Annotated in this window: 14 protein-coding genes; 6 read left to right on the forward strand and 8 right to left on the reverse strand. The window is 35.8% G+C overall.

Features of this window, described 5'->3' with window-relative positions; translation table 11 throughout:
- Nucleotides 1–15 precede the first annotated feature (15 nt).
- On the reverse strand, nt 16–984 hold the full coding sequence (locus MHI47_RS15420) for a YihY/virulence factor BrkB family protein (RefSeq protein WP_245762745.1): 969 nt from the start codon (nt 982–984) through the stop codon (nt 16–18).
- A gap of 26 nt (nt 985–1,010) precedes the next feature.
- Complete coding sequence (locus MHI47_RS15425; protein WP_093538154.1) at nt 1,011–1,394, reverse strand: hypothetical protein; 384 nt, start codon at nt 1,392–1,394, stop codon at nt 1,011–1,013.
- A gap of 190 nt (nt 1,395–1,584) precedes the next feature.
- On the opposite strand from MHI47_RS15425, the gene MHI47_RS15430 reads away from it, so the two are divergent.
- Both MHI47_RS15430 and MHI47_RS15435 read left to right on the forward strand, forming a co-directional pair.
- Nucleotides 1,585–2,943 carry an alanine/glycine:cation symporter family protein gene (locus tag MHI47_RS15430; RefSeq protein ID WP_340770061.1) on the forward strand — a complete coding sequence of 453 codons (1,359 nt, stop codon included), beginning with the start codon at nt 1,585–1,587 and terminating at the stop codon, nt 2,941–2,943.
- 64 nt (nt 2,944–3,007) lie between these two features.
- Nucleotides 3,008–3,229: a DUF1128 domain-containing protein gene (locus MHI47_RS15435; protein ID WP_093538152.1), complete on the forward strand. Its 222-nt coding sequence runs from the start codon at nt 3,008–3,010 to the stop codon at nt 3,227–3,229.
- A gap of 424 nt (nt 3,230–3,653) precedes the next feature.
- Here MHI47_RS15435 and MHI47_RS15440 read toward each other — a convergent pair whose 3' ends face one another.
- From MHI47_RS15440 to motA, 4 genes are all read right to left on the reverse strand, one after another.
- A complete protein-coding gene (locus MHI47_RS15440; protein ID WP_093538151.1) occupies nt 3,654–4,565 on the reverse strand; it encodes a pseudouridine-5'-phosphate glycosidase in 912 nt (303 codons plus the stop codon).
- Nucleotides 4,562–5,662: a carbohydrate kinase gene (locus MHI47_RS15445; RefSeq protein WP_340831402.1), complete on the reverse strand. Its 1,101-nt coding sequence runs from the start codon at nt 5,660–5,662 to the stop codon at nt 4,562–4,564. The genes MHI47_RS15440 and MHI47_RS15445 overlap by 4 nt, the downstream gene beginning before the upstream one ends.
- A 109-nt stretch (nt 5,663–5,771) precedes the next feature.
- Nucleotides 5,772–6,545, reverse strand: a complete 774-nt coding sequence (gene motB, locus MHI47_RS15450; RefSeq protein WP_093538150.1) for a flagellar motor protein MotB — start codon at nt 6,543–6,545, stop codon at nt 5,772–5,774.
- The gene (gene motA, locus MHI47_RS15455; RefSeq protein WP_093538149.1) at nt 6,529–7,332 is read right to left on the reverse strand and encodes a flagellar motor stator protein MotA; all 804 of its coding nucleotides are present in this window, start codon (nt 7,330–7,332) and stop codon (nt 6,529–6,531) included. Before motA ends, motB begins: the two co-directional genes overlap by 17 nt.
- Before the next feature lie 190 nt (nt 7,333–7,522).
- Here motA and MHI47_RS15460 point away from each other — a divergent pair, with 190 nt between their 5' ends.
- The 4 genes from MHI47_RS15460 to MHI47_RS15475 all read left to right on the forward strand — a co-directional run bounded on the left by MHI47_RS15460 (nt 7,523) and on the right by MHI47_RS15475 (nt 11,008).
- Complete coding sequence (locus MHI47_RS15460) at nt 7,523–8,755, forward strand: aminopeptidase (RefSeq protein WP_340770070.1); 1,233 nt, start codon at nt 7,523–7,525, stop codon at nt 8,753–8,755.
- A gap of 89 nt (nt 8,756–8,844) precedes the next feature.
- The gene (locus tag MHI47_RS15465) at nt 8,845–8,979 is read left to right on the forward strand and encodes a hypothetical protein (protein ID WP_281249761.1); all 135 of its coding nucleotides are present in this window, start codon (nt 8,845–8,847) and stop codon (nt 8,977–8,979) included.
- Between the two features lie 255 nt (nt 8,980–9,234).
- Nucleotides 9,235–10,242, forward strand: coding sequence for a rod-share determining protein MreBH (gene mreBH, locus MHI47_RS15470; protein ID WP_093538147.1), 1,008 nt, complete (start codon nt 9,235–9,237; stop codon nt 10,240–10,242).
- Nucleotides 10,243–10,438: 196 nt separating this feature from the next.
- The gene (locus MHI47_RS15475) at nt 10,439–11,008 is read left to right on the forward strand and encodes a beta-class carbonic anhydrase (RefSeq protein WP_093538146.1); all 570 of its coding nucleotides are present in this window, start codon (nt 10,439–10,441) and stop codon (nt 11,006–11,008) included.
- Between the two features lie 98 nt (nt 11,009–11,106).
- Here the strand turns inward: MHI47_RS15475 and MHI47_RS15480 are convergent, their stop codons facing one another.
- Together MHI47_RS15480 and MHI47_RS15485 are read right to left on the reverse strand one after the other, a co-directional pair.
- Nucleotides 11,107–11,655, reverse strand: coding sequence for a GNAT family N-acetyltransferase (locus MHI47_RS15480; RefSeq protein WP_340770072.1), 549 nt, complete (start codon nt 11,653–11,655; stop codon nt 11,107–11,109).
- Between the two features lie 6 nt (nt 11,656–11,661).
- Entirely contained in the window at nt 11,662–13,464 is a 1,803-nt protein-coding gene (locus MHI47_RS15485) for a M3 family oligoendopeptidase (RefSeq protein ID WP_340831403.1), read from the reverse strand.
- Nucleotides 13,465–13,609 lie beyond the last annotated feature (145 nt).

Consider the following 13,609-nt stretch of genomic DNA (forward strand, 5'->3'; position numbering starts at 1 on the left):
AACAGAAGACCACGTTTAAACGTGTCCTTCTGTTTCTTTTTTTTCTAATGCTATTTTACGTTCCTGCATAACTGCATTTATTTGACCGCCAACCAATAAAATATTCCCTGATATATATAACCATAACATTAATACGATGATTCCCCCGATACTTCCATAGGTGGACGAATAGTTAGAGAAATTACTAACATAGAAAGAGAATCCTAATGATACTAGAAGCCAACCAATCGCTGCAAAAGCAGCTCCTGGTAATACACTTCTTAAGAATAGTTTTGTATTCGGGACAATCCAATATAATGCGATTAAAACGATAAACATGATTAATGGACTAATCGTCCACCTTAAATTATTCCAAAGCGTTACAAAACTTTCTTCAAACCCAAAGTATGAGAAGAGAATTGTTCCGATTTGCTGACCAAAGACTGGTAATACTAGTGCTACTACAAACAACATAATCATTAATAACGTAAACACGATAGATAATAGTCGAACAATTATAAAGGGTCTTGTTTCTTCCAATCTATATGAAAGATTTAACGACTTAACTATTGCATTCACTCCATTAGAAGCAGACCATATCGTACCAATGATCCCGATGGATAATAGCCCACCATTTCTATTTGTAAGAACTTCAGATAACGTATCACTAATAAGAATATATACTTCCTGTGGCGCGATGTTCTCTAATAGACGGAAGACTTGCGCCTCGTCTATATTTAAGTACGGCAACAAAGTAACTATGAAAATTAGTAAGGGAAATAAAGATAATAGAAAGAAGTAGGCTAACTGAGCTGCTAATCCAGCAATATCTGTTTTTTGAATATGTTGTATTAAATGCTTTATGTATCCCGACCATGTTGTAAGATCATGGTGCACGTCTTGCTTTTCCTTCTTCTTTATATTAAGAAATTTTAACTTCTCGTACCAACTACTATTTGAGGATGAAGGGTTCGCATGTTCTTCAGTCTTATGAAATTCTTTCACTTCATCCTCTCCTTTCGTTATGGCCATTACTTTTTTGGTTCAAAAATACTTTTTTCTTCTTGTTCAGGAACTACAATTGATTTGTATTCTTCTTTTGATTGGGAAAATGCATCTTTTGTATCTGTAAATAAAGTTTTAACCTGAGGCGTTATTTCTTTAGCCTCGTTCACTTTTTCTGTTAAATACATAGCATCCGATGAAAATTGATCATAGACAGATTTCCACTTTGTTATTTGCTGTTCAATATTGTTTTTTAACTCTTCTCTATTTTTGCTGTAATATTTAATTTCATTTCGTACGTATCTTGTTTTGTTCATAACTGAATCTCTAGTTTTTCTATCTAGTAGGGTGATTGCTCCCCCCACAACTGCTCCATATAAAATGCCTTTTACAAATTTATTTTCACTCATCCGAATTACCTCCAAGTTTAACTATATAGATGATTTAATTATACCCTCAGTAAAAAAGAATCAAACAATAATTTTATATATTTAAAAAATATCCTTGACTAGAACTCATAATTTTACGAATATTGTAACAAGGAGAAATAATTTGAAAGGATGATAGATTTCATTTTAAAAAATGTGGAGGTTCTTGTCGATGGAAAAATTAAATGAGTTTTTAGGTTCCGTTTCAACTTTTTTATGGGGTATCCCACTTCTTGTATTAATAGTAGGTACAGGTATTTATTTGACAGTGCGTTTAGGAATTTTACAATTACGCTTGTTACCTGCTGCTTTAAAGCAAGTTTTCTCCAAAAACCATGATAAGTCGGCAGAAGGAGATATTTCACAGTTTCAAGCTCTTACGACTGCACTGGCTGCAACAGTGGGAACTGGTAATATTGTTGGGGTTGCCACTGCTATAGTTCTAGGTGGACCAGGTGCAGTATTTTGGATGTGGGTTTCCGCATTCTTCGGGATGGCAACAAAATATGGAGAGGCCGTACTAGCAGTTAAGTATCGAGTAAAAGATGCGAATGGCGAAATGGCCGGCGGACCTATGTACTATTTAGAGCATGGCTTAAAACAAAAGTGGCTAGCTGTTTTATTCGCAATTTTTGGAGCAATTGCGGCATTCGGTATTGGGAACGGTACTCAATCGAATTCCGTTGCTGGAGTAGTTAATGCTACGTTTGGTATTGATAATTGGATAACAGGAATTGTACTAACTGTATTTGCTGCTTTAGTTATTTTAGGTGGTATTAAATCTATCGGTAAGGTTACGGCAATTTTTGTTCCTGTAATGGCTATATTCTATGTAGCTGCTGGATTAATAGTCATGGTTATGAATGTTACTGCAATACCTGAAGCTTTTGCTACGATTTTCAAAATGGCGTTCTCTGGTGAAGCCGCTGCTGGTGGAGCAATCGGTGCAGCTATTCGTTACGGGATTGCTCGTGGAGTTTTCTCCAATGAGGCTGGTTTAGGATCTGCTCCTATTGCGGCTGCTGCTGCAAAAACAGATCTTGCAGGTAGACAAGGACTTATCTCCATGACACAGGTGTTCTTTGATACATTTATCATTTGTTCCATTACTGGTATTACAATTGTTATGTCTGGTATATATACGGATAAAAGCTTAGCTGCAAATGAAATTACAACCGGAGCATTCGGCCACTTCTTAGGTGACCTCGGACCAATAGTAGTGGCAATTGGATTGATATTCTTTGCTTCTTCTACCATTATCGGATGGGCGTATTATGGCGAGAAATGTTTCCAATATTTATTTAAAAATCCTTCTCTTCTAATTGTATATCGTATTGCTTTTGTTTTGATGGTATTTGTTGGGTCAGTTATTTCTCTAGATTTAATCTGGACGTTCTCTGATATTACCAATGCATTAATGGCAATTCCTAACTTAATAGGTCTTCTAGGACTGTCTGGAGTAATTATTTATGAAACGAAGAAAATCCAGGAGAAATTAAAAGAAGAAAAAGAGGCATCAAAATCTATTTAGTGTTTGACATTGTAGGCGTAGCGTGAAATGATAATTCTAATGTATGAAAGGCAGGTTACTAAGAATGGATCTATCACAACCCTCAGCGGAAAATGTAACGTATATGATTGAAACAATTAAAGAGAAGCTTCGTATGGTCAATGTAGACGCAATGAGAGCAGAAGACTTTAATGCAACACAATATGAAGATCTTGTTTACTTATATGAAATGGTAAAAAAACGAGATACTTTTAGTCCAAGTGAAATGCAAGCAATCGCATCTGAACTAGGAAACTTACGTAAATAATCATATGATAATGGTTGACCATGAATTCGTTCATGGTCAACTTTTTTATTTTATTCCATTTAAGAGATCAAGGAAGAATTAAGGCATATTACCACTAGATAGCCATTTACTTGCTCTTGATGGAGATTTACTTTCGGAAAGAATAATTTATCCATTTATATTTCAAATGTTTCCCATAAGAAAAACCGAGCAAAATACGCCCGGTCCTTTTAAAACAAATACGGAGATATGCCATTGATTTCTACTCCGAGCGGACGCTTTCTGCGGCCTCGCCTTTGTTCTCCACATGTAACGTAAATCAGTAGTATTATTCATTCTTAAATACTCTGCAAATCAAGTGTTCATACTGTATTTTTATATACTTTCTTATCTTGTAAAAAAGGGCTATCTATTGTCTTCTTCCGACAATAGATAGCCCTTATGATTATAGATTATTTAACTCAACTGCAATTTTAGATCCAACTCGAGCATTATTATAAACTAGTTCGATGTTAGCCTCTAAAGATTTACCTTCTGTTAGCTCTTTTACTTTACCTAGCATGAATGGAGTTACGTCTTTTCCTTTGATGCCATTTGCTTCAGCTTCCTGTAAAGCAGTTTGGATAATCGAGTTAATATAAGAGTCTTCTAAAGAATGTTCTGTTGGGATAGGGTTTGCAATTACTGCTCCTCCATCTAACTTAAGATCCCATTTAGCTTTTAACATTTCTGCTACTTCTTTTTCGCTGTTTAAACGGAAATCCGCATTGAATTCACTTGTCGTTGTATAAAATGCTGGGAATGAGTCAGTTTTGTAGCCTACAACTGGAACACCTTTTGTTTCTAAGTACTCTAGAGTTAAACCGATATCTAGAATAGATTTTGCTCCTGCACAAACTACTGCAACGTTTGTATTTGCTAGTTCTTCTAAATCAGCCGAGATATCCATCGTCGTTTCTGCGCCTCTATGCACCCCGCCAATTCCACCTGTAACAAATAGCTTAATGCCGGCCATTTCTGCACAAATCATTGTCGTTGCTACTGTAGTTGCACCAATTTCTTTTGAAGATACAACGTATGCAAGATCTCGTCTAGAAGTTTTTCTTGCATTTTTGCTTGTTCCTAGTGTCTCTAATTCTTCATCAGATAAACCGATTTTAATCTTCCCGTCCATGATAGCAATAGTCGCTGGAACAGCACCATTGTCACGTACAATTTGCTCTACTTTTCTAGCTGTTTCTACATTCTGAGGGTATGGCATACCGTGTGAGATAATCGTCGACTCTAGGGCTACTATAGCCTTTCCTTCTTGCATACCTTTTGCTACTTCTTCTGAATAAGTGATATATTGTTTCATTTTATAAATTCCTCCATCTCATTAGTTAAATTATTTCTGGAAAGTTCTGTTCTTACCGTTTCGCTTGAACGAATTGTATTACTGGCATTTAACATACCTGTTTGTATTGCAGTTGAAATAACATCACCATTTAACCATGCATATAAAGTTGCGGATACAAATGCATCTCCTGCTCCTGTTACATCAATTACATTCTCCACTAGTATTGCTAGAAAATGCGACGTTTCCATATCACTACCTGCATACATGATGCCCTGGCTCCCCCAAGTTATAGCTACATGAGAAATACCTTTTTGCACAAATAGTCTTGTGGCCTTTTCCCAAGACTCCTTATCGTTAATGCTCACACCTAAATACGTTTCTGCCTCATCTTTATTGGTGATTAACCACTCAATCCCCTCTAAGGATTCAGGCATTCTATCCATTTTCGGGGAAGATACAGGTATTAAAGCAAGCGGTATATTATGTCCAATAGAGACAGTTCGGATATATTCTATTACTTCTTTCGAGCAGTTCATGTCTATAATGATTAGCTGTGCATTGGTCAAATGAGCTTCGTGTTTCTTTAAATAATCCACAGTTAACTGTTCATAAATATCCATATTAGCTAAAGCAAGGAGCATTTCTCCAGTCGAATCTAACACTGCGGAATATGTTCCAGTTGTGTAATTTGGTAACTTTTCGACTGAAAATAAATTCATCCAATGACTAGAGGCTTTTTCAATCGCTTCGTATTCCATATCGGTTCCTACAACAGATAACAAGCGTACAGATTGTCCTAGTCTACCTAAGTTTTCTGCAATATTCCTTGCAACCCCTCCTACACTTTGTATGCTGGATGTAGGATTGGATGTACCCATTTGGAGTTTATTATTCAATGTATATTTTCTATCTACATTTGCCCCGCCTATGCAAATAATTTCTTTATTCTCAGGTAATATATACGCTCTTCCTGTAATATTCCCATTTTTGATTAATTGGGAGATTATATTCGCAACGGCTGGTCGAGACATTTTTAATTCATTTGCTATTTCCATTTGAGAAGCATACGGGTTTTCTCGCAAGTACTTTAAAATACTTGTTTCTTTTGAATTCATTTACTTTCCACCTCCTCACCTTTTTAAACTTATGTTTTAATTATAAACTTTTGTTTTAATAAGTCAAATAAAAACTGACAACCATTAATATAGTTGTCAGTTTCTCTAGTTACTCAGGTTTATCGTTTAATGTACCATCTTCTAAAACACGTGGTTGAATGAGTACTTCAACTCTTCTATTTTTTGCTCTATTTGCTGGAGTATCATTTGCAGCTACAGGTTTAAATTCACCGTAACCCTTCGCACTAAAATATAGAGGATCTATCGTATTGTTGCCTGCTAATATTTTTAGGAAGTTTACTGAACGCATTACACTCAGCTCCCAGTTAGAAGAATACTCACTACTAGAGATCGGAATATTGTCTGTATGACCAGTAATAACTACATTTCTTGGTGGATCAAACACTAATAAATCAGAAATATCTTCTGCAATTTGACGATATTCCCCTTTTACTTCGGCTTCCCCGGTATCGAATAAGATACTATCTCTTATAGTTACAAGTAATCCTTCATCCGTAAGTTTCGTAATAAATTGTTTTTCAAGTGCGTTTACTGCTATATATTCATCGACACTATCTTGAATTTCGGACAGTGCTTGCTGATCTTCCAAATAAGCCGTACTCTCTCCGTCTTCTCCCTTGCCTGAATCATTAGGAGTATCAGGCATTTCCACCGGAGACGGTTGTTCAAAAATACCAGTCCCACCATTAAGAACTTGATTAAACGCTTGAGACATTTGTTCCAGTTTTTGCTGATCTACTGAACTAGTAGCAAATAACACGATAAATAATGCTAATAATAAGGTTAAAACATCCGAGTATGGAAGAAGCCATGCTTCACTTACTTCCTCTTCATGCTTATGTTTTTTATGCTTCTTTGCCAAGGCCAGCCTCCCCGCTTTCATCTAAAACTTTTTTACGCTCAGACATAGATAAGTAGGAAGCTAGTTTTTGTTCAATAACTCGCGGAGCATCTCCTTCTAATACAGAAAGTATCCCTTCTAGCATCATTGTCTTTTGTCTAACTTCTTGTTTCGATTTACGTTTTAATTTATTTGCAAATGGATGCCATAAAACATATCCAGTGAAAATACCTAAAAGAGTTGCGACAAAGGCTGCTGAAATAGCATGAGCTAGTTTATCAATATCACTCATATCACTTAAAGCAGCTATTAAACCTACTACTGCTCCAAGTACACCAAGCGTTGGAGCATATGTACCAGCTTGAGTAAAAATTTGAGCACCACCAGAATGTCTTTCCTCTAGTGCGTCAATTTCCTCTGTTAACACATCTCGAATATAGTCTGCATTTTGTCCATCTATTGCTAATGTAAGGCCATTTTTTAAAAATGGATCTTCTACATCTGTTGTTTTACTTTCAAGGGCTAATAATCCTTCTCGTCTTGCTAAATCTGCCCAACTGGAAAACATTTTAATAACTTCAACATCTGGTACTAGTTTTGTTTCTTTAAATATAACGCCAAAAATCTTCGGTATTCTTTTTAATTCGTTCATTGGGAATCCAATAACTATTGTTGCAATCGTACCGAAAATGATGATTAAGATTGCTGCAGGATTTAATAATGCACCTACGGTAACACCTTTCATAATCATCCCAACAAATAACGATACAAATCCTATTATTAAACCAAAAACTGTAGACTTATCCATTCAACTTCCCCCACATTCTATTTCTCTACTTTATTTCGGCTATTATCATATATTATTAATAAAATTTACCCGAATGTTTAATTAAATTTCTTAATTATGAACAAATTTTTACTAATAGACAAATTTGAATATTGATAATACATGTTCAATACTGATACTATGGAGATAATAATAGAAAGGAAGTATCTAAATGACATCTTTCAACACAAAACTAGAAAATTATGCTTCTCTTGTTGTAGAAGTAGGAGTTAATATTCAGCCTGGTCAAAATTTATTTATCGCCGCTTCAACGGATAGTGTGCAACTTGTTCGATTAATTACTAAAAAAGCATACATAGCCGGAGCTAAACAAGTATTCGTAGATTTAACAGACGATGAGATTACTCGTCTTCGATATGAACTGGCACCCGAGGATTCGTTTGATTTCTTCCCATCTTGGAAAGCACAAGAAAAAGAACTATTAGCTGATGGTGGTGCAGCATTTATAAGTGTTGTCAGCCAAAGTCCCGACCTATTAAAAGGCATGGATTCTTCTAAAATTTCAGCATTCCAAAAAGCTGCTGGTCAAGCTTTGAGCAAGTATCGTCAATATGTGCAATCCGATAAAATAAGTTGGTCAGTAATTGCATCTCCATCTACAGCTTGGGCTAAAAAGGTATTCCCTGAGCTATCAGAAGAGGAACAAGTACCAGCATTATGGGAAGCAATCTTCCAAGCGGTTCGTGCGGATGTTGCTAACCCAACGCAAGCATGGATTGACCACGATAACCTTTTACACACGAAAGTAGATTATCTAAACGAAAAAAATTATCAAAAGCTTCATTATACTGCTCCAGGTACGGACTTAACTATTGAATTACCAAAGGGTCATTTATGGTGTGGAGCTGGCAGCACAAACGAAAAAGGATTTTCTTTCATGGCTAACATGCCTACGGAAGAAGTATTCTCTGTCCCAATGAAAACAGGCGTTAATGGTTATGTAGCAAGTACGAAGCCATTAAGCTATGGTGGAAATATTATTGATAATTTCACTATTACTTTTGAAAATGGTCGTATTGTTAAAGTGGTGGCAGAACAAGGTCAAGAAGTTCTGGAGAACTTAGTGGCAACGGACGAAGGGTCTCATTATTTAGGCGAAGTTGCACTTGTACCACATGACTCACCGATATCTAATTCAAATCTATTATTTTACAACACTCTTTTTGATGAAAATGCATCTAACCATCTAGCAATCGGAAGTGCATATGCTTTCTGTTTAGAAGGCGGCAAAAAAATGAGTCGTGAAGAACTAGCAGAAAATGGATTAAACGAAAGTATTACACATGTTGATTTCATGATTGGTTCAGATAAAATGGATATTGACGGTATAAAAGAAGATGGGACTACAGAGCCAATATTCCGTAATGGGAACTGGGCATTTTAATTGTTAACTATAATTCAATATTTTACTAGTTACTATTCTTTCGAATTTGGGTTATAATCAAATAAACAAGACTAGTGAGGTGTTTAATAATGGCTTTATTCATATCTACAGTACTTGGATTTTCTGTAGTAATGGGAATCGTTGGTTATGCGATTTTACATTTCTTCGGAAAAGGCATGAATTCAAAAGATTCTACTACGATAGATCCAAAACCTTTTCAATAATACCAAAAACAACCGTCGAATAAGCTGACGGTTGTTTTTTTATATGTTATGTTATCTCTTTTTGTTCTCAAATTAACTACAAAACTATTACAAAGAGATGACAAACCAATACTATTCGTTTATTTTTATGTCCCTCTCTATTTCTATTGACCTAAAATCTGATGAAATATATGTAAAATACCATAATGTGACAAATGGCAAACCTCTGTTTATCTATTATACTTATTTAGTATGATTGGAATAGGAGGAAGACAAATGTTTTCAAACTCACATATTGGAATAGATTTAGGTACAGCAAATACATTAGTTTATACAAAAAGCAAAGGCTTGTTAATAGATGAACCTACCATAGTAGCAGTAAATACTAAAACTCGTGAAATTGTAGCTTTTGGTGAAGAGGCAAAAAAAATGGTGGGCAAGACTCCCACTTCTATTGAGGTAATACGTCCTCTAAAAGATGGCGTAATTGCCGATTTTGATATTACAACACAATTATTAAAACTTATTATGCAAAAAGCAGGAAAAAAACTTGGCACTTCTTTGAGAAAACCAACTGTTGTTGTATGTACCCCATCTGGTGCAACCTCTGTTGAACGAAGAGCTATACAAGATGCTGTAAGACAAAGTGGAGCAAAGGAAGTTCAGTTAATGGAAGAACCTGTTGCAGCTGCAATCGGTGCTGGTCTGCCTGTAGATGAACCAGTGGCAAGTATGATTGTGGATATTGGTGGAGGTACTACGGAAGTGGGTATTATTTCTTTCGGTGGTGTTGTCGCATCTAATACAGTAAAGGCTGCTGGTGATCGTATGGATGAAGCGATTATTCACTTTGTCCGAAAAGAATATAATGTCATAATTGGCGAGCCTACCGCTGAGCTTATTAAGATGACTATTGGACATGCTTTAGTTCCCCATGCAGTAGAACAAATGCAAGTTACCGGGAGAGATGTAGTGAGTGGATTACCAAAGACCATTTATCTATCGTCTACTCAAGTTCAAGGAGTTTTAACAGAATCACTGGAAACAATTTTAGAAGCAATTCGCGCTACGTTGGAAACTTGCCCGCCTGAACTTGCTGGAGATATCGTCGATCACGGGGTAATACTAACCGGTGGTGGAGCACTACTAAAAGGTATTTCCGAATGGTTAACTCAGGTCATTGAAGTTCCAGTTCACCTCGCACCGGAGCCATTACAATCTGTTGCTATTGGGACAGGGAAATCCTATATTGTCTCAGACCGAAAACAAAAACTAGCGAAATAAAATAAAGTTCACTTAATGGTTTCTAGACCTTAAAATATAAAAATACCTAATGAAAAAGCAAAATACTGTTCATTTAGATGAACAACATTTTGCTTTTTTGTATACTATTAAATTGAATAGGAAGTACTAAGTATTAAATAAAGCAATTATCTTTCATTTCCTATAAAATATAATTATAACCTAAAGGAGGAATACGATGCCAAGCTTACAAGAAATTCTAACTTACAATGATCATTTTGTAGAAAGTAAACTTTACGAACCTTTTTTAACTACAAAGTTTCCAAACAAACGAATTGTTATTTTAACTTGTATGGATACAAGACTCACAGAAATGCTTCCAAAATCCATGAATTTTAAAAATGGCGATGTCAAAATCGTTAAAAGTGCTGGCGCAATTATCAACCATCCATTTGGTGGAATCATGCGTAGTCTTATGGTAGCTGTTTATGAGCTTCAGGCCGATGAGATATATGTAATTGGTCATCACGATTGTGGAATGAGTGCTATACAAACCGATAAAATGATTGATAAAATGATTACACGTGGGGTAGATCCTCGTGTATTAGATACGCTTAAAAATTCTGGCGTGGACTTAGAAAAATGGTTGGAAGGTTTTTCTAACGTAGAAAGTAGTGTCTTACATAGTGTTGAAATGATTCGTAATCACCCGCTTATGCTTCCGGAAATCCCTGTTCATGGTCTAATTATAGATCCGGAAACCGGGCGTCTAGATTTAGTGACTGATGGGAATATCGACAAGAAATAAACTATTTCCCAGGAAATCGACAGGGAGACTTACAAAATAATGAATTCTAAAGAAAACCCACCTATTCATGAAAAATGAATAAGTGGGTTTTAAGTTTGTTAAATATCTTCTTCTGTTAAGGATGCGTAGATAAAATGATCCTGCCATTTACCATTAATATAAAGTAGTTTTCGAAGTAATCCCTCTTGGTTGAAGCCATTTTTCTCTAATACTTTAATAGAACCAGGGTTATTTGGAGATACATATGCTTCAATACGATTTAGTTGGACATGCTCAAATCCGAATATTTTCACAAGGTGAACCGCTTCAGAAGCAATCCCTTTTCCAATATTGGATTCGTCCATAGAATATCCGATAAGCCCACTAGAAAAAGGCATTCTTTTAATACTGTATAAGGATACACTACCAATCATTTTGTCTGACTGATGTTCAAAAATCCCGAAGCTATACTCTCTTTTTTCCTTTGAGAGCATAAGAGATTCCCGAATTTTCTCCCGTTGGACAGAAGTAGTATAATAATCATCCCGATGCAGCGGTTCATAAACAGACCAATACATCTTATTGCGATAAGTCAGATCCGCTAGAGCTGGTGCATCTTTCGTATTTAATGTTCGTAAATAACATGTATCTCCTTCTAGATAAATCAAACACCTTCACCCTTTTGCGTTAGTCAATTGAATAAACTCTTTAACATCTTGGATACATAGATCAATTCCTTTTATCCAAAATGCTTCTTGAGTAATGTCTTCATTTAAATGTTTCATCGCTAAGTCTTCTACCGACATTACTGCCGTATCTTGCAATAATGCAATGTACTTCTCTTCAAAGTTCGCACCTTCACTTATAGCTTTAGCATAGATACTTAAAGAGAATAAGTAACCAAATGTATATGGGAAGTTATAGAATGGTACTCCCGTTATATAGAAATGCAGTTTAGATGCCCAGAAATGAGGATGTGTTGTATCTAATGCATCCCCGTATGCTTCCTGTTGAGCTGCAACCATTAAATCATTCAAACGAGCAGCAGATACTATTCCATTTTTACGTTCCTCATAGAATCTAGTTTCAAATAAGAACCTAGCATGGATATTCATAAAAAATGCTACACTACGTTGAATTTTGTCTTCTAGTAAAGCAATTTTTTCGTCATCAGTTGTTGCTTCCTTTACAGCAGCATCAGCAACTATCATTTCAGCAAATGTGGATGCAGTTTCCGCAACACCCATAGCATATTGACGGTTCATCCAATGTACTGGTCTTAAAGCATATGAATGGAAGGCATGACCCAATTCATGAGCTAACGTAGAAACATTGGACATAGACCCACTATACGTCATGAAAATGCGTGATTCCTCTGATACAGGCATTCCTGTACAAAATCCTCCTGGACGCTTGTTTGGACGATCCTCTGCTTCAATCCAACCTTTTTCAAACGCATTTCTTGAAAATGACTCTAACTTTGGTCCAAATTCTTTAAAATGTTTTAATATAAACTCAGCACCTTGTTGATAATCCATTTTCTCTGTAGAAGTACTTACAGGTGCTTCTAAGTCGTACCAATGCATTTGTTTTTCGCCTAGCATTGCCGATTTTTTGTTTAAGTATTCTACGAATGGAGCTTTATTTTTAGAGATAGCTCCCCACATTGCATCTAGTGTTTGTTCACTCATACGATTAATATGAAGAGGTTCTTCTAAAACAGAATTCCATCCTCTTTTTTCATAAACTGCAAGGCGGAAGCCAGCAATATGATTCAGTGTTTTTGCAAAGAACTCCTCTTTACCTGTCCAAGCAGCCTCAAGTGCTTCAAATGATTCTTTTCGAATCGTTGCATCTTCATGGGAGCTCAGATTGTTAACCTGTCCAACTGACATTTCTTTTACTTCTCCATCTATTGTAAGTTTAATACGAATATCACCTACAAGTAAATCATAAAGTTGTCCCCATGAATGATAGCCATCTACCTCAAGTTTAGTAATTATGTCTTCCTCTTTTTCAGAAAGCATTCTTTTTGCTTCTTCTCTCCATTCATTCAACACAAATGCAAATGAAGAAAGCTCAGGTGTTTGAAGTAGGCCTTCCCATACAGATTCCTCTGTTTTACTTAACACTTGTTGAATTGTGAGCATTTGAGAAGAGAATCTAGCATAAAGTGACCCTATCTCCCCTTCTAATAATGCTGCCTGCTTATCAGTTGTATCCTGTGCCATAAAGCAACCTATTACTGCTCCAGCTTCAGATAAATTTGTTGCGATATCTTTTAATTGTTCTATTGTTTGCTCAATAACGGAGACATCTGCTATAGATGTCGGTGAGTTAAAGTCTTGGAGTTTTGCGTCAAAACTGCTTAGCTTTCCTTTTACTTCATCCAAATGGCTTCTTAAAGATGGAGAGCTACTACCCCCTTCAAAAAAGCGATCAAGATCCCATACAACCGGATAAGTTTGTTCAATCATCTAAATATTCCTCCTATATTGACAATTATATTAGATTTCTAGTATATCATGTTTTCCTCATACAGATTGTCCCAATTTCGTCACATAACATTCATAATTCTAATTTGTTGTTGGTATATATCAAAGGTATACTTATTAAATAGAA

It is taken from the genome of Psychrobacillus sp. FSL H8-0487 (assembly GCF_038008385.1).
Classification (GTDB): domain Bacteria; phylum Bacillota; class Bacilli; order Bacillales_A; family Planococcaceae; genus Psychrobacillus; species Psychrobacillus psychrotolerans.

What these genes read in the sequence shown, in the direction of transcription:
- MHI47_RS15425 (WP_093538154.1), bottom strand. Translation starts at nt 1,394, where the DNA reads ATGAGTGAAAATAAATTTGTAAAAGGCATTTTATATGGAGCAGTTGTG.
- MHI47_RS15430 (WP_340770061.1), top strand. Translation starts at nt 1,585, where the DNA reads ATGGAAAAATTAAATGAGTTTTTAGGTTCCGTTTCAACTTTTTTATGG.
- MHI47_RS15435 (WP_093538152.1), top strand. Translation starts at nt 3,008, where the DNA reads ATGGATCTATCACAACCCTCAGCGGAAAATGTAACGTATATGATTGAA.
- MHI47_RS15440 (WP_093538151.1), bottom strand. Translation starts at nt 4,565, where the DNA reads ATGAAACAATATATCACTTATTCAGAAGAAGTAGCAAAAGGTATGCAA.
- MHI47_RS15445 (WP_340831402.1), bottom strand. Translation starts at nt 5,662, where the DNA reads ATGAATTCAAAAGAAACAAGTATTTTAAAGTACTTGCGAGAAAACCCG.
- motA (WP_093538149.1), bottom strand. Translation starts at nt 7,332, where the DNA reads ATGGATAAGTCTACAGTTTTTGGTTTAATAATAGGATTTGTATCGTTA.
- MHI47_RS15460 (WP_340770070.1), top strand. Translation starts at nt 7,523, where the DNA reads ATGACATCTTTCAACACAAAACTAGAAAATTATGCTTCTCTTGTTGTA.
- MHI47_RS15465 (WP_281249761.1), top strand. Translation starts at nt 8,845, where the DNA reads ATGGCTTTATTCATATCTACAGTACTTGGATTTTCTGTAGTAATGGGA.
- mreBH (WP_093538147.1), top strand. Translation starts at nt 9,235, where the DNA reads ATGTTTTCAAACTCACATATTGGAATAGATTTAGGTACAGCAAATACA.
- MHI47_RS15475 (WP_093538146.1), top strand. Translation starts at nt 10,439, where the DNA reads ATGCCAAGCTTACAAGAAATTCTAACTTACAATGATCATTTTGTAGAA.
- MHI47_RS15485 (WP_340831403.1), bottom strand. Translation starts at nt 13,464, where the DNA reads ATGATTGAACAAACTTATCCGGTTGTATGGGATCTTGATCGCTTTTTT.